Consider the following 24429-nt stretch of genomic DNA (forward strand, 5'->3'; position numbering starts at 1 on the left):
TTAAGGATTTTACCATTATTAAAGCGAAAAATTAAATAGCTCAATAAGTGTGGTGATCGTATGAAAAAAACTTTATTTATTATTCTTATAATTACTCTTAATATTTATTTGTTTTCAAATATAACTATTCCAGCATCTATTACATCATATGACAAAGTTTTTTCTTTAAAAGATATTTTTCCTGATATAAAAAACGATAGAACTTTAGCCTTTTTTTCAAATGATTCAATTACATATGATGCTTCTACACTTAAAAATTTAATCTTATCATCTACAGATATATCAAATATTAGCTTTGATTCTACAATTATTACAATCTATTATTTGCCAAATATTGACAAATCAAATACTGAAAACAAATCTAATACAGAAAAACTTTTAGAAAATTTTTTTGAAAAGGATTTTTTAGAATCTACTCCAAATGCAACTATAAATGATTTTGAGATTAGTAAATATATGAAGGATACTCTTGTTTCTACCATATTAGATATGGATTATAGAAGAAGTATGAATAATATTTATGGTAATTTTCTAGTTCTGGATGAAAAAAATATAAGAAAATATATTTCATTTAAAGCTTTAGTTTCTAATTATGATTATGTATATTTTTCAAAAGAAAATATATCATATAAAACTGTTTTAAATACTAATTTAATAGAAAAAAGAAAAATAGATATATTTTCACTTACCATGAAACCTTTAAAAACAAAAGAATCAAATTTAATAAAATTTATGGCGAATAGAACTATTAGAAAAGGTGAAATTATTTTTGAAAACTCTGTAAAAAAAATTCCTGATGTTAAAGCTGGGCAGATAATACCTATTGAAGTATATTATGATGGAGTGAAAATATTATCCTGGGTAAGAATTTTAAATGATGCTATTATAGGTGATATTGTAATGGCAAGAAATGAAAAAACTGGTGTATTAATCAATGGAAAGTTATATTCTGGACCTAAAATAATAATAAATATAGGAGGTAATTTGTAATGAAAAGGATTTCGATTTTTATTAGTATTTTATTAATAATCACTGTCTCTTTTAGTGATTCACTTTGGAAAAAAGCTAATACTAAAAATTTATTTTCCAATCCTGAAAAAAATTATTCTATCGGAGACATTATAACAGTTGCGGTCTCAGAAAATCCTTCTTTAAGTTTGTCTGATAATAACCCAGATCCTTTTTCAGGAGTTATGGGAACTGTTGGTGCTATTTTTAATACTGTTGGAAATATTGATCTTATGAAATTCTTTCCATTAGGCGCAAATAAACCAGAAAATATTAAAGTATCAAACAAAAAATCTTCCTCTCAAAGCAAAGCTAACGTAAATCTTTATGTATCTGCTAAAGTAATATCAGTTTCAAAAAATGGAATTGTAAAAATTCATGGGGAAAAGGAATTTAAGGTGGACTCACAGAAAAAAATAATGATAATAGAAGGATATGCTGATCCTTCAAATATTAAAGATGGTGTAATAGATTCAAAAAATTTAGCAGAAGCTAAAATCTGGTATCAAGGTGATACCGATCTTCAAAAAGACCCAAACAATAAAACATGGCTTGCCTGGTTATTGTCTGGAATATCAAATTTATTCTTTTAAGGAGTGATTGATGTGAAAAAAGGATTTTTATCAATATTTTTAATTTTAATTACCATAACTACATTTTCTACTGTAAGACTTAAGGATATTGCATATTTTAGAGGAGCTAGAGATAATCAACTTTTCGGAATAGGTGTTGTTACGGGTTTAAACGGAACAGGCGATTCTGGTAAAGTTACTTCTGAATTATTAAACAATATGATGAAAAATTTGAATATAAGTTTACAGAATACATTTACTACAAAAAATTCCGCAGTTGTGTTTGTATTTGCCGATATTCCAGCATTTTATAAAGAAGGTATGAAGTTAGATGTTGTAGTAACAGCTGCCGGTGATTCAAAAAGTCTTGAAGGTGGATTTTTAATTCAAACACCATTGTATGGAGCAGATAATCAAGTTTATGCTATAGCTCAGGGAAGTGTTTTAACTGGTGGTGTAGAGGTTAGTGGAACTGCAAACTTACAGAAAAGAAATAAAGTCACAGGCGTTATTCCTCAAGGAGCCATTGTTGAAAATGAAATTCCAACATCTATAATTTCCAACAATACTGTAACTGTACTATTAAGAAATCCTGATGTTACAACTGCCGCAAGAACAGCGTTATCTATAAATAAACAGTTTGGTCAAAAGCTAGCAAAAGCTGTAAACCCATCATCAATAAAAATTGCAATACCAGATGTATTTTCTGACGATTTAATTTCATTTTTAGCTTTAATTGAAGAAGTAGAAGTTGATCCTGATTCTAGAGCAAAAATTGTTGTTAATGAAAAAACTGGAACAATTGTCTTTGGTGGAAATGTTAAAGTCGCTGATTTTACGCTTAATTATGGTAATTTTGTAATATCTGTCAACAATGGAAAAGTCGGGGATAGTGATGCTACAATATACAATTTAGTGAACGCATTAAAAGCTGCTGGTGCTACTCCTCAGGATGTTATAGCAATAATCCAAAACTTATCTGCAGCTGGATATTTATATGCAGATTTGGTGGTGATGTAGATGATTTCAGCAGTTTCTTTATCTGGAATACCTAAAAATTACAATAATTTAAAAAAAGAAGATGTGGCTGCTGAATTAGTTGGATCTGTCTTCTCAAAAGTATTTAAAGATATGTATAATTCCAATGCTTTTGAAAGTGATTTATTGCCAAAATCAAATACTGAAAAATGGTTTAAAGATATGTTAATTGATCAATATTCAATAAAAATAGCAAAAAATAATATGAAACCACTAATTAATGATATCATTAAAGCTTATCAAAAACCTTAATTTATATTTAATTAACAGAGCCTAATATGGCTCTGTTTTTATATTGACAATATAAATTAAAAAATGTATAATTAAATCGAACGTTCGTTTGTTTTATTAAAATAATATATTTTTACTTATATATGATATAATTATAATGAAAATATTATTGGAGGTGGACTATGAAAAAAGTTATATTTTTTCTATTTATTCTTATATTTACATTAACAGCTTTTGCAGATATCTATGATGTAATTCCTCAAAATTCTAAAGCTGTTATTGTAATGAATAACGCAAAAACTGTATATGAAGATTTAAAAACTGTTCCTGTTTTTGGAAAAATTTTAGATGATCCTACTTATGCTGAAAGTCTTATTTCTGGAATGATTGATGCATATATTCAATCATTAGAAATGGATAGTGATGAAGTATATGCTGCACTAGAAAAAAATGTTGGTTTATTTATTATTGAACCAACAGATAATGAATATGATTTTGGTATTGTATTAGGTCCTGTTGATGATGGAAATAAATATGTGGATATTTTCAGCAAAGTTATTAATGCTTTGATGCCAGATGATGCAGGAATGAGTTTTGATTATATTGTAAGGAAAAGTGATTTACAGGATTATTTGATAATAACCACAAATAAAAAAGCTTATGAAAATTCTCAATTAAAATTTGCACCTCAAAAAAGGTTTAATGATACCGGAATATATGAGGAAATAGATACAAGTTCTTTAAAAGGTTATGGATTTTCAAATGTAAAAGATGGATATTTATATAGCACTTTTGATTTATTTACTAATAGTAAAATAACTCCAACCCATGTAAATGTTGATAATTCAGATTTTTATGGATTACTTTTTTCGAGAACAAATTATTTACCTAAAGATTTATCTATTAATTTTAGTTCCTTCGGAATTACTTTGCCAGAAAATTTAATAAATAATATTTTAAATGAGTCAAATTGGGCCGAAGAAACATCATTAATCAATTTAAAAATGGATGATGAAACCGGAGATATGTCTGCTGATATGGCATTAAAAATAATGATAAATACAAAAAGTTCTTTTGATGAAATAGAAAAACTTATTCCATCAGATGCATCAATAGAAAAATTAGGTTCGAATTATATAAAAGTTACACATACTGTAAAAGATAACACTATTTCATTTTATTTATGGAAAGATTCAGATATATTGTATATTTCGAATGTTGATAAAAATAAAATAAATGAATATGATAAAAAAGCTATTAAGTTATCTCAAAATAAATTATATACAGAATTAAAATCAAAAGTTCCTGAATCAAATATCGGTTTAATATTCTTTGATTTAAAACCTTTAATAAACTTTTTAAAGGATTATTTGGGGGTTGAAGGTTTAGATGGAGAATTTGGAGGATTAGCTACTTCTGTATATACTAAATCTCCAGAAGGTAAAAATATGATAGAATTCCATTTTGTAATGAAATAAATTAATAAAATAACGGAGGAAAAATCCTCCGTTATTTTTATTTTTAATTCAATATATCAGATACTTTGATGTCCATATTCTCTTTTACTTCTATATTTTTTTCATCGTTATTGTTATCATCAATAAATACTTTAAAAGTATATGTCCCTTTATCTAATTGGATTTCATCTGATCTTTTTCCACTCCCAAGAGTTTTTACTTCAGCAATCTTTTCATTATCTTTATAAATTGATATATTAGCCGAAGTCGTAGTTGCATCATTATAATAAACATCATTGGTAATAGTTACTTTAACCTTTGATTGCATTAAACTATTAATATCAAAATTAGCACAGGAGGTTAAGAACAAAATCAATACAAAAAATGGAATTAATAATTTTATTTTTTTCATATTTCACACCTCACTTTGAATTCCTGATAATTTCTTCAAATACTTGAGTAAATTCCTCAATACTCATATTTTTATTTAATAAATCGCTGGTTCCTGTTTTATATAAATATAAGTTATCTTTTAATATATCATATATTGCTAATTTATCTGTATTATATGTAATATATGCAAATCTCCCATAATTATCATAAAAATCTATACTATTTATACTATTTAAAGAACTTAATCTATTTGTAGTTAAATTAACAACATTTAGTTTATATGATTGCAAATATGGGAACTTTATATTATAAGAGAGATTTCCTGATTTGTATGGGACAATAAAATCCGAAGGAATACTTGATCTTAAATCCATTTTATATAAACTATTATCCTCATTCTTTACAATAATATAATTTTCTGGTGAAATAAAAATTTTAGAATTCTCATTAATAATATTATCATCTAAATAATGGATTTTTACTTCGTTATCTCCTATTAATGTTTTATTTTGAGTATTGTCATATGGAAATTCTAAAACAACTAATGGTATATTATATTTTGCTTCAACTAAATTTGTTGCTCCTTGTGTCAAATCTCTAACTACCATGGTAGAATCCCATGTTAAATCTTTTAATACAACAAATGTAGAATTTTCATATGTATAGCCATCAATAATATCTCCATAAGTTATTGTAGAAACATGAGATTCATTATTATCTATTTCAGCATTTGGCTCGCCAACTAATTCAAAATCTCCAACCGTTCTATTATTTCCAATAAATTTAAATGTCTTATTACTTGAAGTAGTTAAATCATCTGTAATATCTAAAGAACTTATAATACTATCCTTTTTTATAGCATATAAAATGTTTTTATTATTTAATACAACTGGACCTTTTATGTTTGACATATCTGAAATCAAAGTATATTCTGAATCTGTTGATCCTGAAGTTGCTGAATAATGAACTATTTTTAGTTTTATTTTATCATTATCTTTCATCTTATACAATAATTTATCATTCTCTAAAACTTTAAAATATAAATTATCCTTATCTAATTTAATCCCCAAATTTGTTGGATCTGTGCTTATATTTACTTTATTATCAAAAACTAATAGCTTAGTACTTTCATTAGAAATTGCGAATAAATAATTATTTCCATCAAATTGTAAAGGTGACCATATTTTTCCATTTCCTTCAACAGATTTATTGAATAATGATTCTTTAGATATTGATTGAGGTAAATCTTTTCCTTCAGGATATAATAATACCGTTCTAACATTGTCTCCAAATTTAAAGTTTCCATTGACATATACATTTCCATCTATTTTATCAGAAAGCACAGTATTGATAAAATGCTCATCGAATTTATCTAATATATCTGTATACCATAATGTTTTTTCTAATGAACTTACTCTTAAATAAGAAAGATTATTTTTACTGTCAATAGTTATTAAACCCGATACGACCTGATTACCATTTGCATCATAACTTACGTATAAATGATTATCTTCAAAATTAACAGTAGTTTTCTGAACTGGTTTATCTATAAAATGCGGTGTTATTATTTCTCCTTTTTTCTCAGTGGTTACACATCCTGCTAAAAAAAGCATTACTAATAATATAACACTTAGTAATTTTACCATTTTCATAATGCTCACCTCACTTTCTGATTATAGCTTGAACAGCTTCTCTTTTCAACGATTCTTCATCTGAGGAAGATAACAATCTAATCATTACCATCTTTTCATTGTTTATATTTGATAAATCTATAATGCCATAAAGAGGGTTATCCTTTATATCTTTTCCTTCAAAATACATATAAATTCCAAAATCATCAGTAAATTTAGAAGTTACTGATTTTATTTTATATGGAATATTATTTTTTACACCAATATTTTTTAATTTTTCAAAATCTAAATTAACTGGTGCCATTAATTTTGTTTTCATTTTATTTCCTTTAATAACAAGATTAATATCGGCAGCATCTTTTACTTGATTTTCTTGAACTTTTTTAAATTCTATTGAATATTCCGAAGATGAACTTAAATCGAATCTCTTAATATATGCTCCATCTTCTAATGTTTTTGTTGAATCCACTGGAACTAAGGCAAAATAATATTTATTCAAAATTTTCTTTACGTTTTGTTTTTCATTATCTGATTTCTCAAATAAATATAATTCTTTTTCATCGAAATCTGGATTATTATCTGCATCATTTGGTATTACTAAAACAGCATAATATTTAACTTCATTTTGATCTTCTAAAGGTATCTGAACTTTATAATCCAATATAATTTTCACATTATATTTAATTCTTAATTCTGAAAATAAAATATATGTTTTATTTTTGCTATATATAACACTATCTATTGAAGGAATATTTATGCTAACATCGCTTTTCTGCAATAATAGCGTTCCACCTAAAGTTACTTCAGATGTGTTTGAAATTTGAATCCCATCAGATGTGAATAATTTTAATTCTGTAAAATCTTTTTCTGATGAATTATTTAAATTAATATATTTAAGTCTTGAAATATTTTCTGTGTTATCGAGATAAGCTAAATATCCAGATTTTGATAAAGAAATTGGATACGATGATTTATCGCTTAAATTATATAGCTCTCTTACATCTTTTATTTCTTTAACTTTTTCACCACTATCCAGTACTTTAGTAGTTCCAAGTTTTCCAACATAAACCTTATTATTCGCACTATATACTATTAAATTATTTACTATCATATAATAATCATTTATATTAAATCCTTTTAATGTATTTCCTACAGGATCTGCTAATCTGTAATATTCACTTTGTTCATAATCAAATGCATATAATCCTTTATTTTCAGTATTTATAAAATATAGCCAGCCTGTAGAATCCATTTGAACAGGTTGCCATGAACCTGGAAATTTTTCATTTCTAGTTGTTAAAACATTAATTTTTAAATTTTCAGTTTCTGCCTCTGCATCTGGAATTTTCAATTTTGGATTTTTTGAAGCATTTTCTAAAAGTACTATTTTCCAGATTCTTCCACTGCTTTTCCCAATAGAAATTGCAAAATTACCTATTAAATAATAATAATCTGGTTTTATCCTTAATGCATAATCTATTGAAAAAACTGTAAATACTGATGGAATATCGATCTGAGCAGCTTCTTTTGATACTGAGTCATCATATATTGTTAATTTTTTCTTACCTTCTAATCCAGGTACAACAGAAACTTTTAATATATTTTCTGTTGAATTATCTACAAATATCTTTTGATCATTCCAAAACTTTTCTGCCCCGGACATATTTTTAACCGGCTCAGAGCCCTTTTTCCCACCAAATGGGTTTAAAAAAGCTAATGGGCCACAACTACTTAATACAATCATTATAAAAATCAATAATACCGCTAAATATACTTTTTTCATCTAATAACCCCCTTTTTATTTATTAAAATAATCCTTTACTATATAATTTGATGGCACATTACTCCCTTCTATTTTTAAAGCATATAAGTATCCATCTTTACTTCCAATATATAGAATTCCATCTTTTATAACAGGACTTGATGAAATTCCATAATTGCTACTAAATATCCAATCAATTTTATAATCTTTAGTTATTGCATAAACATTTGCATCTAAACTTGCAAAATAAATATTCCCTCTATCATCAAACGTAGGGGTCGATATTATTCCACCTTCTGTTTTTAACTTATAAATCAATTCACCATTTTCATTCAAAATATAGAAATAATTATCTAAACTTCCAAAACAAATATTCCCTTTATCATCAATACTTACTTTTGTTTGAATTGAACTATTTGTTTTAAATTTCCATATAATAATACCTTTATCAGATATTTTATACATATAGTTATCATCACTTCCAATGTATATATTACCTTTTTTATCTATTGAAGGCGAAGATTTTATAGAACTACTTGTTCTAATTTTCCATTCCAGCTTTCCATCTTGAGTAATAGAATAAACATATGAATCTCCACTTGCAAATATTATATTCTTATCGTAATAAGCTGGTATTCCTGCAATGTAATCTCCTGTCTTAAATTTCCATTCAATTTTTCCATCTTTAGAAGACAATGCATATAAATTTCCATCATATCCACCAATGTATATTTTATCATCGATTACCAGTGGTGTAGAAACAATTTTATAAGTAACTTTATTTTTCCAATTTAACTTTCCTTCTTTACTAATAGAATACACATTTCCAGAATTATCTCCAAAATATAAATTTCCATTTTTATCAATATTGGCGGAACCTATTATTTCTGATTCAACAGGAACTTTCCATTTTAATTCTCCTTTTAAGCTTAAACAATAGAAATATTTATCATAGCTACCAAAATAAATTGAATCATTAACAACAAGTGGAACACTTTCTATCCAACCTTTAGTTTTAAAATTCCATTTTATTTTTCCATATGGATTGATTGTTTTAAATTTCCATAATTTCCCTTCTTTTTTTCCATTTCTTGAATCTGTAACGACAACTTTCCAATAGTAAGTAGTTTTTGGTTTTAATAATTTTTCTGGTTTATATATTGAAATTGTACTATCTCTTGAAATTAAATTTAATTTATCTGGATTCTCTCCAAAATATAAATCATAGTATATTGTATCTCCATCCATATCATAAGCTTGCCAGGATAATGTTGTATATAATGAAACATCTACCTGTCCATCTTCAGGATAAGGATTCCCTGGTCCTAAAGGTAATGAATTTTTTATTACTTTTAATCTTCCATCATTAAAATTATTCTTTTTAAATCTTGGCCATTGTGCAAATTCATCTAAATTTAAATCTTCAACATTCATAGAATATAATGTCCCATCTATATCAGAGAAAATCAATGAATTATTTGTTAATAACAAATTGGAGTTAACTATATCTTTAATATCTTTTTTCCATTCTAAATATCCTTTGCTATTGAGGCAATAAACATAATGATCATAACTTGCAAAATAGATATTTTTTTTGTTTCCGACAAGAGGAGTCGAGGAAACAATATAATCAGCTTTAAACTTCCATTTCAGTGTTCCATCTGGATTTATTGCATACAAATAATAATCCCAGCTACCTACATAGACTGTATTATCACTATCTATAATCGGTGATGATCTAATATAATTTTCCGTCTTAAACTTCCATTTTAACTTTCCTTCATAAGTTAAAGCGTAAAGATAACCATCTTCAGAACCTATATAAATATTTTCGTCTTTACTTAAAGCAGGTGTTCGAGATATTCTATTTTCTGTTTTAAACTTCCATTTCAGTGTTCCATCTGGATTTATTGCATATAAGTATCCATCCCAACTACCTACATAAATAGTTCTATCTCTTCCCATTACTACACTACCGCTAATAGAATTATTTGTCTTAAACTTCCATTTCAATGTTCCATCTGGATTTATTGCATATAAATATCCATCCCAACTACCTACATAAATAGTTCCATCTATATCAATAGTAGGAGATGAAGATATTATATCACCAGTTTTAAATTTCCAAACAATTTCTCCATTTTCATTAATTACATATAAATATCCATTATTATTTCCAACATATACTAAATCCTTTCTTATTGTAGGATTAGACCAAACTTTATCTCCTATTTTTATTTTCCATATTAATAAACCTTTTGAATTAAATTTATATAAATTACCGCCATTATCACCAATTATTATATTTCCTTTAGAATCTATTACAGGACTTCCTTCAATTTTATAATCCAATTTATATTTCCAAGTTATTATAGGAGAAAATCGTGTTTTTAATTTATAAATTCCTTCCTTAGAATAATTACCTTTATCATCTTTTGCTACTATTTTTATATAATATTCTGATCCTGGTTTTAAATTATTAGATAAAACTATATAATTTTTTTCATAATTCTCTTTAATTAATTTTATATTGTCTTTACTTTCACCTAAATATATATCATATAATAATTTATCCTTATCAACATCTGTAGATTCCCAAGAAATTGTAGAATCATATGTTATTTCCATATCTTTAAGATTTAATATTGGTGTTGCTGGAGCATGAGATGTGGTAAATTCATAAATGTCACTAACATTAGTATTATTTTCAGAATCTATTGATTCTATTTTCCAATAATATTTTTCTCCAGGTTTTAGCTTTTGAGTGATATTATAATAATTATTTTTAATATTTTTGTCTATAATCTTTAATTCTTTTTTATCTTTTCCAAAATATAGATTATATGAAATACCCTTACTATCTTTATCTTTTGAATTCCACATAAGTTTTAGACTTATTTCTACATTTGTAGCATTATTAGATGGGTATACAGCTATAGCTTTTTGAGGTCTATAATACAACTTAAATTTATAAATATTACTTGATGTTTTAAAATATCCATCGTTAGCTATTATTTTTATATAATATTCACTATTTCCCTTTAATGAATTAACCTCATACTTGTTTTCTTTTAAATTCTGTATTAACGGAATCATTTGATCATTATTTTTCTGACTATAATATATATCAAAACTTAATTGATCTTCATTCGGATCTATTGCTTTCCAAGAAATGGTAAAACTATTATCAATCACAACTGTTGAATCGTTTTCAGGATATACTATTTCAATATTTTTAGGAGGTAAATTTAAATATCTTCTATTTAAAAAACCTCTACTATAAGTCCATACTAAATAATCAAAAGGCATTCCCACTTCTAAATAATATATTTCGCCTTTACTTGATATGAAAAATAATCTTTTATTATCATAAAATAAAAATTTTTCTGAATTAAAACTCATATTATATTTTTCTATTTTTTTAGAAGATATATCCAAGATATTTAATTTTTTATCGTCTGTAGAAAAAAGAATTTTATTATTTACTAATAAAATATCACTGTTTATTCCATTAATTTCTAAATTTAAAAGTTCTTTCCCTGATTTGTCATATTTTACAATATTTTTATTAGTAGCCATATAAATATCATTTTTATTATCAATTAGCACATTAAACATTTTTTCAACATTATTATATTCTTTACTCCATAATTTATTACCTTTTTCATCAAATGAATATAATATATGATTGCTACTTATAACATATATATTTCCTGATAAATCAGTTGCAAAATCACCAATGGCACTTCCGCTAATTTTTGCAATCCATAAATTATTTCCAAGAGAATCGAAGCAATATATATTACCATTTCCATCACCAAAATATATTTTTTTGTCATATGAAATAATCAAATTAGAAGTTATTGTAGAATTTAATTTTTTTCTCCATATTATATTAAAATTTTTAAATCTATACAAAGTACCAACATCAGTAACTAAATACAAATCACCTGAAGGTAAAGAGGCTATAGAATATATATTTTCAAAAAAATCTTTTGAATATATTTCTTTTCCTAATAAATCGTAAACATATAATTTGGTACCATTAGAAAAAACTAAATTATTATTATAATCAATCAAAAATGGAGTAAATATAGTTGAATCAAATTTCTTTGAAAAAATCATCTTTTGATCTTTAAATGAATAAATATATAAAGTATCTAAATCATGAAAATAAAGAGTGTTATTATAAATAAAAAAATCATCCACTCTTTTTTTGTCTGTATTAATTTTATTTAAATTAAAATCTTTTGTATAAATAATTTTTACTTCATTCTCTAAAGCAGTTTTAGAAGCAGTTTTTTCATTCGAAGAAATCTTAGTAGAAGTATTAATATTAACTTCATCTTTTTTTGAAAAATTTAGTAACGAACAACTATTAAAAATAAAAAGAGATAGTAATATTAACAAAAGTAAATATATATAATTTTTTTTATACATACCACACCCCCTGAATAATTAATATACATATTTATTATAACAAAAAAAAACATAATTTTAAAGTAACTTTCAATTATTTAGTCTAAAAATTTGAAATTTATTCTATATTAAAATCGTCTAATTTTTCAAAAAAATAAAGGAAATAAAAAGAAACCCCCTGTCTTTTGACAGGGGGAAAAATAAAAAGAGGGGCGCTACCTACTCTCGCATGGATTGCCCATACTACCATCGGCCCAGATATGCTTAACGGTCGGGTTCGGTATGGATCCGCGTGTGCCCATATCTGGTATCTGCACCCCTCAAAACTCATTCACATGTGCATAGTTACTTAATAAGGTCAAGGCCTCGGGCTATTAGTACCGGTCGGCTCAATACATCACTGTACTTACACCTCCGGCCTATCTACGTCCTAGTCTCGAACTGCCCTTACCTCCGAAGAGTGGGAAACCTCATCTCGGGGCCCGTTTCCCGCTTAGATGCTTTCAGCGGTTATCGGTCAGGTACATAGCTACTCAGCTCCTGCTCCTGGCGGAACAGCTGATTCACTAGCGGTACCCTCACACCGGTCCTCTCGTACTAGGTGTGACCCCCCTCAAGTTTCCTACGCCCGCAGCAGATAGGGACCGAACTGTCTCACGACGTTCTGAACCCAACTCACGTACCGCTTTAATGGGCGAACAGCCCAACCCTTGGGACCTACTTCAGCCCCAGGATGCGATGAGTCAACATCGAGGTGCCAATCCGCGCCGTCGATATGAACTCTTGAGCGCGATAAGCCTGTTATCCCCGGGGTAACTTTTATCCGTTGATCGACGGCCCTTCCACTCGGATCCGCCGGGTCACTAAGACCGTGTTTCCACCCTGCTCGACCTGTCAGTCTCGCAGTCAGGCAGGCTTTTGCCTTTGCACTCTCCTGTGGATTTCCAACCCACATGAGCCTACCTTCGCGCACCTCCGTTACTCTTTAGGAGGCGACCGCCCCAGTCAAACTGCCCACCTAACACTGTCCCATCACTGCTCTTCACAATCAATGGTTAGTAACCCATCATGATAAGGGTGGTATCCCACCGGCGGCTCCACCTACCCTTGCGAGCAGGTTTCTCTGCCTCCCACCTATCCTGTACATATCATGACAAGTTACAATGTCAGGCTACAGTAAAACTCCACGGGGTCTTTCCGTCTAACTGCGGGTACTGGGCATCTTCACCCAGTCTGTAATTTCACCAGGCCCTCCGCTGAGACAGTGTCCAAATCGTTACGCCATTCATGCAGGTCGGAACTTACCCGACAAGGAATTTCGCTACCTTAGGACCGTTATAGTTACGGCCGCCGTTTACCGGGGCTTCGGTTCGTACCTCTCAGCACTCCCCTTAACCTTCCGGCACTGGGCAGGCGTCAGACCCTATACGTCCTCTTTCCGAGTTCGCAGAGTCCTGTGTTTTTGGTAAACAGTCGCCTGGACCTTGTCACTGCGACTCCCCAATGCAGTTGCCTACATCAAGGAGCACCCCTTCTCCCGAAGTTACGGGGCTATTTTGCCGAGTTCCTTAGCGGAGGTTAGCCTGCTCCCCTTAGCCTTCTCAGCTCACCCACCTGTGTCGGTTTTCGGAACGGGCATACATTTCCCAGTAAGCGAGGCTTTTCTTGGCAGCCTGGCTACGACCTCGTTGGACCTTCGTCCTCCCCATCACGCTTCAGCCTCCACCGGCGGATTTACCTACCAGCTTCTTCGACCTTTGCGCTTGGATGAGCGTGCCACTTGCTCACGAGGCTTCGCCTTCTGCGTCCCCCCTCTTACTATCGGTCATGTATGGCACAGGATTCTTTACCTGTTTTCCATCGGTTACTCCTTTCGGATTCACCTTAGGTCCCGGCTTACCCTGGGCGGACGACCCTTCCCCAGGTACCCTTGGGCTTTCGGGGGGAAGGATTCTCACCTTCCTCTCGTTACTCATGCCCACATCCGCTCTTGTGCTTCGTCCAGCATTCCTCACGAATTGCCTTCTCCCTACTGCACAATGCTCCCCTACCAATCCGCAGATTCCGCAGCTTCGGGGTACAGCTTCAGCCTCCTTACATTTTCGGCGCAGTCCGCCTCAACCGGTGAGCTGTTACGCACTCTTTTAATGATGGCTGCTTCTAAGCCAACATCCCGGCTGTCTCTGGCAGTCCACTACCTTTCACACTTAGCTGTCCCTTTGAGCCCTTAGCTGGCGGTCTGGGCTGTTTCCCTCTCGACCATGGAGCTTTTCCCCCACAGTCTGTCTCCCAACCACTAAGTTACGGTATTCGGAGTTTGACAAGTTTCGGAGGTTACCCCCCTACGCCTATCAGTGCTCTACCCCCGCAACTCTTGGTTGAGGCCGTGCCTACACACGTTTCGGGGAGATCCAGCTATCACCAGGTTCGGTTGGCTTTTCACCCCTATCCACAGGTCATCCGAATGCGTTTCACTGCATACCGGTTCGGGCCTCCATTGCGTTTCACCGCAACTTCACCCTGCCCATGGATAGCTCACCTGGCTTCGGGTCTGCATACATTGACTTCACGCCCTTTTCAGGCTCGCTTTCACTTCGGCTCCACCTCTCCCGGCTTAACCTCGCCAATGCATGCAATTCGTGGGCACATTAATCAAAAGGCACGCGGTCACTCCGTAGAGCTCCCACTTCTTGTAGGCTTACGGTTTCAGGTTCTCTTTCACTCCCCTCCCGGGGTCCTTTTCACCTTTCCCTCACGGTACTCTTCCGCTATCGGTCAACGGGTAGTATTTAGCCTTGGATGGTGGTCCACCCTGATTCACGCAGGATTCCTCGTGTCCCACGCTACTTGGGAGAGTAATCCAGGAGTTCCTATGTATTTCGCCTACGGGACTTTCACCCTCTCCGGTGTACCTTCCCAGATACTTCGGCTATACATTTTTCACTCCCGAGCCTCATGCAGTTGGCTCCGATTACTTCCCGCTACCCCAGTTAGGCAACGGCTGCACCCTTTTACACCTAACTGGTTTGGGCTCCTCCCCTTTCGCTCGCCACTACTCAGGGAATCTCTTTCGATTTCTTTTCCTCCGGGTACTAAGATGTTTCCCTTCCCCGGGTTCGCCCCGGCTCTCGCCGGTCTTCGGGTTGCCCCATTCGGATATCTGCGGATCTACGCTCGCTTGCAGCTCCCCGCAGCTTTTCGCAGCTTGCCACGTCCTTCTTCGCCTCCCGTCACCTAGGCATCCTCCGTAAGCCCTTTTTACCTTGACCTTATCTTTCACTATGCACTTGTCAATGAGCTGGTGGAGTAGAGGGGACTTGAACCCCTAACCTTCTGCGTGCAAGGCAGACGCTCTCCCAATTGAGCTACTACCCCAACTCCTTCACTACTGAACAGAGACACCCATTCTTCTTTTCTCCTTAGAAAGGAGGTGATCCAGGCGCACCTTCCGGTACACCTACCTTGTTACGACTTAGCCCCCCTCGCTGACTCCACCCTCAATAGGCGTCCTCCTTGCGGTTGGACTACCCATCTTCGGGCGTTTCCAACTCGGGTGGCTTGACGGGCGGTGTGTACAAGACCCGGGAACGTATTCACCGCAGTGTGGCTGACCTGCGATTACTAGCGATTCCGGCTTCATGCAGTCGGGTTTCAGACTGCAATCTGAACTGGGGTAGGGTTTCTGGGATTCGCTCCACCTCTCGGCCTCGCTGCCCTCTGTCCCTACCATTGTAGCGCGTGTGTCGCCCAAGACATAAGGGGCACGATTACCTGACGTCATCCCCTCCTTCCTCCGCCTCGTCGGCGGCTGTCCCGTTAGGGTTCCCACCTTTACGTGCTGGTAACTAACGGCAAGGGTTGCGCTCGTTGCGGGACTTAACCCAACACCTCACGGCACGAGCTGACGACGGCCGTGCACCACCTGTATAGGCTCCCAGTACCGAAGTACCAGGTCCCCACTATCTCTAGTGAGTACCACCTATATGTCAAGCCTTGGTAAGGTCCTTCGCTTAGCTTCGAATTAAACCACACGCTCCACCGCTTGTGCGGGTCCCCGTCAATTCCTTTGAGTTTCATCCTTGCGGACGTACTCCCCAGGCGGCCCACTTATCGCCTTAGCTTCAGCACGAACGGTACTACCGCTCACACCTAGTGGGCATCGTTTACGGCTAGGACTACCCGGGTATCTAATCCGGTTTGCTCCCCTAGCTTTCGGGCCTCAGCGTCAGGTTTACCCCAGGAGACCGTCTTCACCACCGGCCTTCTTACCTGTATCTACGCATTTCACCGCTACACAGGTAATTCCGTCTCCCTCTAGTAACCTCAAGTCTTCCAGTTTCAGACGCAACTCCTTGGTTGAGCCAAGGTCTTTTACATCTGACTTAGATGACCGCCTACACCCCCTTTACGCCCAGTGATTCCGGGCAACGCTCGCCCCCTACGTATTACCGCGGCTGCTGGCACGTAGTTAGCCGGGGCTTTTCTTTATCTACCCTCATCTGTGAGCCATTCCCTGCTCACTTTATTGTTCGATAAATTCAGGAGTTTACGTCCCGAAGGACTTCGTCCTCCACGCGGCGTCGCTGGATCAGGGTTTCCCCCATTGTCCAATATTCCCCACTGCTGCCTCCCGTAGGAGTGGGGGCCGTGTCTCAGTCCCCCTGTGGCCGGCCACGCTCTCACGCCGGCTACCCGTCGTCGGCTTGGTAGGCTTTTACCCTCCCAACTACCTGATGGGTCGCAGGCAGCTCCCTCAGCCATGCCTTAGCACGCTTTCACCTCTCGGTCTTATCCGGTATTAGCCACCGTTTCCAGTGGTTGTCCCGGTCTGAGGGACACTTTCCTACGCGTTACTCACCCGTTCGCCACTAGTACTACAGCCCGAAGACTGCCTCCTCGTTCGACTTGCATGTGTTAAGCACGCCGCCAGCGTTCGCCCTGAGCCAGGATCAAACCCTCCATCCAAGACTTCGAGTTCGATCTTAACTCTCACTTCTTACTTCCGCTGGGTGTCTCTGTTCACTTGTCAAGGAGCTTCTTCCTTTTTTCTCCCGCAGACCTCTTCGTCCGCGTCCGAGTATATATATTACCATCTTTCTTTCACTTTGTCAACTTACAACTTCGTTAATTTTGTTAATCATTCGTGAATTCATTCCTAACCCTTTTCTTTTCCTATTTCTATACTTCCGCCATTATTACATATCTCCTTAGTTTTTCTATATCTTCATTATTTCCTATAACCATTAGAGAATCCCTTGCTTTTATTTTATAATTTGATTTCGGATTGTATTGAGCTTTTCCCTTACTTCTAATTGCCATTACTATAATATCTAATGATCTAGATAACTCTAATTCTCCTAATTCTTTTCCAACCATCCAACTATTTTCTGGTATTCTTATCTCTGCAAATCCAAACTCTTCTCCAAAATCCATTTGAGTACTTTCTATAAAAGATAAAACATTTGGTTTCGATATCATTAAAGCCATTCTTTTACCTGTTATTTCTGGTGGCAAAATTACATTATCTACACCAGCATATAATAATTTTCGTAATTCCTCAGAACTATTAGCTCTTGATACTACATAAAGTGAAGGATTTAATGTTTTAGCTGTTAATGATATATATAAATTATCAACATCATCAGGAAGCGTTAACAACAATCCTTTTGCTTCAGTTATTTTAGCTTTAAATAAAATATCCTCATCCTTTGCATCACCAATTATATAATTAATATTTTTATATTCATCTTTTTCTATTAGCTTATCTATCTTATTTTGGTCATTTTCAATTATTATATATGGAATATTGTTTTTAATAAAATCATCTATGATGTATTTTCCAGTTTTTCCACCGCCAACAACTATATAATGATCTTTAATATTTTCAATCCTTTTAAGCATTTTTAGCCCCCCTCCAATTTTATTAAAATCCCCTTCTACTAATAATGCTGTTAACGAAGAAATCAAATATAACACAACAGAAATACCAGAAAAAATCAAAATTGTATCAAATATTATAGTTGCATGGGAAATATTATCTGGCATTCCGTACCCAACAGTAGATAAAGTAATGGCCGTTATATAAAAAGCTGTAAAAAAGTCCCACTTTTCTAAAATCATAAATCCAATAATTCCTACAAGAAATATTATTAATATAATACTTATAGATACTGTTATTTGTTTAAATATTCTTCTATATTCTTCCATAATTCCACTCCTAAATGTATGGATATGTATTTTTATAATATGAGTATTGTTCCTTTAAAAATTTATTTTCAAGATACTCTTTTAATGATATTTTTAAATATTTTTTTATAATATTTTCGTTTAATCCAATTTCTTCCAATTCAATTTTAATTTTATTATAACTACCCTTATTTTTAATGTATTCTTCATTAATTGCTAAAAAAAGAATTCTATTTACTCTGTAATTTTTAGAAAATATTATATCATTTTTGAGAGTATTAAATATATTAATCGGATTTGCATTTCCTGCATAAGATGCTCTTTCTATTGCATTATCATATGCATTTCTATTTTTCTTATAATATAATTTCTTTATATCTTCTTTATTTAATATCTTATTTTCATGCTTCAAATAACCTAAAAATTTATACACTTCACTTTCTATCTCCTCAACATCATTCTTACTTATACTAAATTCCTCCAAATACTCAGTTTTTAATAAATTTTTTAATGACTGAATTTTGTCATCTTTTATTACAGTCATCCAACCAACTGGAATACCTTCACTATTAAATATATCTTTTATAACATTGTTTTTTAATTTATAAATTTGAAAAATAATTTTTTCTATTAATGCTTCTATCAGCAATATATAAGTATCTAATATATCTTTTGATATAATTATATTATATAATCTTTCTTTTATTTCACCATTTTTAAATTGATGCAATGGGGAGCCTTTATAATGTAGCTCTAAAGGAGAAATATCTATATTTTGCTTTTTTATAAGAATTATTGTTTTTACTAATTTAATTAATAATTTTCTCTTTTTACTATCTTTTATCAATTTATTAGAAATAGGTAAATGTTTTAAATCCCCCACTTCCAAATCAACACTTCCTGCTATAAATTTATACAAATAAAAAGCTAATTTACTATTTAAAAAACCTAATAATGCAAATTTAAAATTTTCATCATCTGTAAAAATGCTACTTCCTTTGCAATCAAAAAGAAAATTTTCGGGAAGTATTCTGAAAGTTGGACCTTTTGATGTAGTCATAGAATAAGTTATTCCAGATTTAAAATAATATTTTTTATTTGGTAGGTGATTACCCATATTTTTTAAAATATTATAATTTTCATCATCAAATGCTATAACCCACCACAAATTACCAAACCACTTATTATATGGTCCTCCTTTTGCATAAGGAACCCATTTTTTGTTATCAACTTTATGATTAAAACTTATTTCTTCCTTAGGGACTTGCCAGTGATACCTTAAGAATCTTTTGTTATCACCAGTTGCTATACCCTGCCTCACATCTGCAAATTTAATTAATTTATCATATTCAAATATTTTCTTTATCTCATCATTTATCCAATAGACAAATGGTGATCGTGGAATTTTAGTAAATTCTTTCTGACTTTCTTCAAATATATATTGAGATTTTTCCCCATTATATATTTTTTTTATTGATTCAAATAATACTGTTTTTTTATTATTATATGGAATTTCATTAAGATCTATATATATACCTTTATTAACGTTATCTTTTGTTTTTCTAAAAACATACATCGCCGTATCAACCATGGCATCTTCAAATACTCCACCCAAGCCAAAATGAACAAGGTTTTCTATATACATATTTTTTATAATAAATTTTCGTAATTCTTCATAACTGCTAATAAACATAAATGTTTGAGGAGTAATCATTCCAAGTAAACCGTCTTCAATTAAAAATTCATAGTTCCTTTTAATAAAAGTAGCATATAAATTCTTTCTAAAATCAAAATATTTTTCTCTAATAAATTTTCGTAATTCTGGTGTATAATCATGTGAATCTGTATATGGCGGATTTGAAATCACAATATCATACTTATTAACCAAAATCTTAAAAAATTTTTTTATTTTTTCCAAATAATATCTTTCTAAATGCGTTTTTTCTTCAAACATTGGTATGGTATTTCTATTCTGTAAACTCAATATTTTTCTCTTTGATTTATTGCTCAACACTATCAAACTACCTAATATTTTATATCCTTCCAGATCTTCTTTAACTACATTATATACATTTTTTAATTCTATATCTTCTATATCTTCAGAATTTATCATTTCAAAATTTGTAGATACGAGATTAAAATTAAAATCATTTTCATATCCATCTTCTAATGCTTTTATCTTTAATATTATTTTTGCTATTTCAATTGCTCTTTCATCAATATCCATACCATATATATTTTTTTCTATAATACTTTTTATATATTCTTTTTTATTATAACCCTGTCTTTCATAAAATTCTTTCAATCTATCATATACTTTTATTAAAAAATGTCCGCTACCACATGCCGGATCTATAATCTTAAATTCTTCAAGTTTTTTTTCTGTATCTCTTTTTTCATATATTATTTTATACTTATTTGCTATTTCAACATCATCGTATATTTCACAATAATATTTTGTGAGAGTATTATCAACAAGGTATTCAACTATCCACTCTGGGGTATAGAATTGTGATTGCTCAAATAATTTTGGTCTATTTTCATCTAAATTATAATATTGATAGGCCCATCCAAGTATATCCTCTTTTTTCCAATGTTTAACATTATTTATCTCATTAAATATATTCTCATTTACCTCTTTATCTATATCAATATTATATATGTCATCAAAAAGCTCTGGAATATATTTTTTTAATTCAAATATATTCCTATTTTTATTTATAATATTTTTTTCTATCAAAATTTTTAGTGCCAAAATCTTATTTAAATAATTAAATGTATAATTTTCTATATATTTTTCTCTTTGAACTTCATAATTATCTGAAAACATTTCAAATAGCATATTATACATTTCATCATCTTTTTTAACAAATTTCTTTTTAAATAATTTTTCATCTTTTAAAAAGCCCATATCATTTAGTTTTTTATCTATACTTCCTTTTACGATTTTCTTTATTTTTTGTATAGTATCTTTAAGATTTTCATACATAACTATCCCCCAATTATTTTTCCATTAAAAACATTCTTAATATATAATTTTTTTCTTCTCTATTTTCTTCTTCTGCATTAATATAATAATATTCTATATAATTAGATGCTTTTGGATTTTTAACAAATAAATATGAATCTTCTGATAGTTTATAAACCTTATTTATATCTTCTAATATAAATCTCGTATATTTAGAATTAATTGTTATTTTTCCATTCTTAATTCTATTTTTTAAATTTATTGGCAAATCTGAAAAATTTATTTCCTTATTTTTACCAATCAAATATTGAGCAAAAATCTCATCATATTCATCCTGTAAATCTATTGGAATTTTAAAAAATTCATAAACAGTATTATTGGTTATAAGGATATTTTTTATTCCTCTCATAAAAAAAGACGGAAATGATATTAATATCGCATTATCAAATTCCCTAACATTAAAATATCTAAATGCCCTTTCATGAAAAACTTTGTCTTTATACTTTATAACATAGTTGGTTTCATCTATTTTATCAACTTCTATATTACCTTTACTTGTCTCAAATATTTTTTTATTTGAGTAAATGTTTACCCAATCAGATTTTTCTATTTGCAATGTTGGTAAAACTTTAAATTCATTTAAAAGTCCTTCATACTTCGTCCAAACAAACCATACAATTAAATAAGTAAAAAACATTATACTAAATATTATTATTAAAGATTTAGCGCCTTTTTTTCTTTCTTCTTTATTCAATAAATCTTTATTATTCATTTTATTACCTCCAGATTTTATAACCATTTGTTATCGGCATTCTTCTATCTTTACCAAAAGCTCTTTGGGTAACTTTAATTCCTGGTGCTCCCTGACGTCTTTTGTATTCATTTAAATCAACCAACTTTATTACATATTTTACAGTTTCCCTATCATATCCATCTTCAACTATTTCATCTATACTCATTTCATACTCTATGTATCTTTCAAGTATTGCATCCAATATTTCATAAGGTGGTAATTTGTCCTGATCCGTTTGATCTGGACGTAATTCAGCTGATGGAGCTTTAGTAAAGATATTCTCAGGTATAACCCATCCACCTTTGATTTTATTAAAATATTCTGCTAATTTATACACTTCTGTTTTATATACATCTTTTATAGGAGATAATCCGCCTGCCATATCACCGTATAATGTAGCATATCCCGTTGCAACTTCACTTTTATTCCCAGTTGCAAGAGCAATATAACCGAACTTATTTGAAAAAGCCATTACTATAGTTCCTCTAATTCTGGCCTGTATATTTTCTTCTGCCACATTCATTGGCAATTCTTTAAATGCTACATTCAGTTCTTTTAATAAACTTTCAAAAGTCCTTCTAATTGGTATAGTTTCTGTTTTTATACCTAAATTTTCCGCAAGTAATAACGAATCTTCTATACTCCCCTTTGATGAATACTGCGAAGGCATTAATATTCCTAAAACATTTTCACTACCAAAAGCATCTGCAGCCAATGCTACAACAAAAGCAGAATCCATTCCACCACTTAATCCCAAAACAACCTTTGAAAATCCATTTTTATGAATATAATCCTTTAATCCTAATTTTAAAGCGTTATATATTTCTTCATATTTATTTAATAAAAATATTTTTTTATTACCTTTTAAAATATTATCTTTTCTTTTTATGATCTTATCTATCTTTTGTGTCTCTACATTATGAGTGTCATATATAAGATGTCTTCTTTTCCCTTCTCTTAAATTAGCCCTTGTGGATGAAATAGGATCAATATCAATAAAATCTATTTTTTCTTCAAATAAAGGTAATGAATGAACAACTTCACCAAATGGATTAATAACTACACTTCCACCATCAAAAACTATTTCATCCTGACCTCCTACATGATTCACATATACTAACCATGTTGAAAGTTCAGAAGCTCTGGTTTTTAACATTTCTAATCTATCTTTTGGCTTACCTTTTGTATATGGTGAAGCAGAAATATTTATAATTACATGTGCTCCCATTTCCGCCAGATCAACTGCTGGTCCATTAGGAACCCAAATATCTTCACAAACTGTTATACCAATTTTTAATCCGTTTTTCATTTCTAACAATAATGGACTATTCCCTGGAGAAAAATATCTTTTCTCATCAAAAACAGAATAATTTGGTAAGTATATTTTATGATATTTTGCTTCTTCTTTGCCATTATATATTATATATGCTGTATTATAAGCATCAACCTTAAAGTCAAGATTCCCCATGACAGAAATTGTATTTTTCCCTTTTGAATATTCTATATATTTATTTAAATATTCTCTTGAATCACTTAAAAAACCGGTTTTTAAAACTAAATCTTCTGGTGGATATCCGGTTAAGAATAATTCTGGAAATATTAATATATCCGCCTTTTCTTTTTCTGATAAATCCAATGCCTTTTTTGCTTTTTCAAAGTTAGTATTTAAATCCCCTACATGTGCATTTAATTGTGCAAGACCTATTCTTAATCTCATCTCACTCACCTCTTTTTCTTTTTTTAATATTATAACATAAAATCCCCCGAAATCGGGGGATTGCAAACTGTCGATAAAGTATTTTCTAAAAAAATATTGGAATTCAAAAATAAAACGAATGAAAACTCGAAAATTGTTTGTTTTTCGTAAAGAAAACTTATAAAAATAATGTGCTGAACCATTGAAAATTCCCGAGAAAATTCGAATGAAGCAGGTCAATTTTGCATGGATGCAAAATTGAGTGAAACCGAACA

At 31.3% G+C, this 24429-nt stretch carries 13 protein-coding genes, 1 tRNA gene and 3 rRNA genes; 5 read left to right on the top strand and 12 right to left on the bottom strand.

Annotation, left to right across the window (positions count from 1 at the left end; translation table 11 throughout):
• The first annotated feature begins 60 nt into the window (after positions 1–60).
• The 5 genes from flgA to ACZ5CK_RS09575 all read left to right on the top strand — a co-directional run bounded on the left by flgA (position 61) and on the right by ACZ5CK_RS09575 (position 4327).
• Positions 61–990: a flagellar basal body P-ring formation chaperone FlgA gene (gene flgA / locus ACZ5CK_RS09555; protein ID WP_464581583.1), complete on the top strand. Its 930-nt coding sequence runs from the start codon at positions 61–63 to the stop codon at positions 988–990.
• Entirely contained in the window at positions 990–1601 is a 612-nt protein-coding gene (locus ACZ5CK_RS09560) for a flagellar basal body L-ring protein FlgH (protein ID WP_464581584.1), read from the top strand. The genes flgA and ACZ5CK_RS09560 overlap by 1 nt, the downstream gene beginning before the upstream one ends.
• 12 nt (positions 1602–1613) lie before the next feature.
• Positions 1614–2600 (top strand): flagellar basal body P-ring protein FlgI, encoded by a 987-nt coding sequence (locus tag ACZ5CK_RS09565; RefSeq protein ID WP_464581585.1) that lies wholly within the window; start codon positions 1614–1616, stop codon positions 2598–2600.
• Positions 2601–2870 carry a rod-binding protein gene (locus ACZ5CK_RS09570; RefSeq protein ID WP_464581586.1) on the top strand — a complete coding sequence of 90 codons (270 nt, stop codon included), beginning with the start codon at positions 2601–2603 and terminating at the stop codon, positions 2868–2870.
• Positions 2871–3031: 161 nt separating this feature from the next.
• The gene (locus ACZ5CK_RS09575) at positions 3032–4327 is read left to right on the top strand and encodes a hypothetical protein (protein ID WP_464581587.1); all 1296 of its coding nucleotides are present in this window, start codon (positions 3032–3034) and stop codon (positions 4325–4327) included.
• A 43-nt stretch (positions 4328–4370) separates the two neighbouring features.
• Here the strand turns inward: ACZ5CK_RS09575 and ACZ5CK_RS09580 are convergent, their stop codons facing one another.
• The 12 genes from ACZ5CK_RS09580 to ACZ5CK_RS09635 form a co-directional block, all read right to left on the bottom strand.
• Complete coding sequence (locus ACZ5CK_RS09580) at positions 4371–4718, bottom strand: hypothetical protein (protein WP_464581588.1); 348 nt, start codon at positions 4716–4718, stop codon at positions 4371–4373.
• Between the two features lie 10 nt (positions 4719–4728).
• Positions 4729–6351, bottom strand: coding sequence for a hypothetical protein (locus ACZ5CK_RS09585; RefSeq protein ID WP_464581589.1), 1623 nt, complete (start codon positions 6349–6351; stop codon positions 4729–4731).
• Positions 6352–6361: 10 nt separating this feature from the next.
• Entirely contained in the window at positions 6362–8113 is a 1752-nt protein-coding gene (locus ACZ5CK_RS09590) for a hypothetical protein (protein WP_464581590.1), read from the bottom strand.
• 15 nt (positions 8114–8128) lie between these two features.
• The gene (locus ACZ5CK_RS09595; RefSeq protein WP_464581591.1) at positions 8129–12532 is read right to left on the bottom strand and encodes a beta-alanine-activating enzyme beta-propeller domain-containing protein; all 4404 of its coding nucleotides are present in this window, start codon (positions 12530–12532) and stop codon (positions 8129–8131) included.
• 186 nt (positions 12533–12718) lie between these two features.
• Positions 12719–12832 (bottom strand): 5S ribosomal RNA (gene rrf / locus ACZ5CK_RS09600).
• 33 nt (positions 12833–12865) lie between these two features.
• Positions 12866–15780: ribosomal RNA gene (locus ACZ5CK_RS09605) — 23S ribosomal RNA — on the bottom strand.
• 30 nt (positions 15781–15810) lie between these two features.
• Positions 15811–15886, bottom strand: a tRNA-Ala gene (locus ACZ5CK_RS09610).
• Positions 15887–15934: 48 nt separating this feature from the next.
• Positions 15935–17476, bottom strand: a 16S ribosomal RNA gene (locus ACZ5CK_RS09615).
• Together the 16S, 23S and 5S rRNA genes with 1 tRNA gene alongside form the textbook arrangement of a ribosomal RNA operon.
• Positions 17477–17689: 213 nt before the next feature.
• Positions 17690–18718, bottom strand: a complete 1029-nt coding sequence (locus tag ACZ5CK_RS09620; RefSeq protein WP_464581592.1) for a potassium channel family protein — start codon at positions 18716–18718, stop codon at positions 17690–17692.
• Between the two features lie 10 nt (positions 18719–18728).
• The gene (locus tag ACZ5CK_RS09625) at positions 18729–21686 is read right to left on the bottom strand and encodes an Eco57I restriction-modification methylase domain-containing protein (RefSeq protein WP_464581593.1); all 2958 of its coding nucleotides are present in this window, start codon (positions 21684–21686) and stop codon (positions 18729–18731) included.
• Between the two features lie 13 nt (positions 21687–21699).
• Positions 21700–22437: a hypothetical protein gene (locus ACZ5CK_RS09630; protein ID WP_464581594.1), complete on the bottom strand. Its 738-nt coding sequence runs from the start codon at positions 22435–22437 to the stop codon at positions 21700–21702.
• 4 nt (positions 22438–22441) lie between these two features.
• Entirely contained in the window at positions 22442–24175 is a 1734-nt protein-coding gene (locus ACZ5CK_RS09635) for an NAD+ synthase (protein ID WP_464581595.1), read from the bottom strand.
• Positions 24176–24429 lie beyond the last annotated feature (254 nt).

The sequence above is a fragment of the Marinitoga okinawensis genome, from assembly GCF_055387075.1.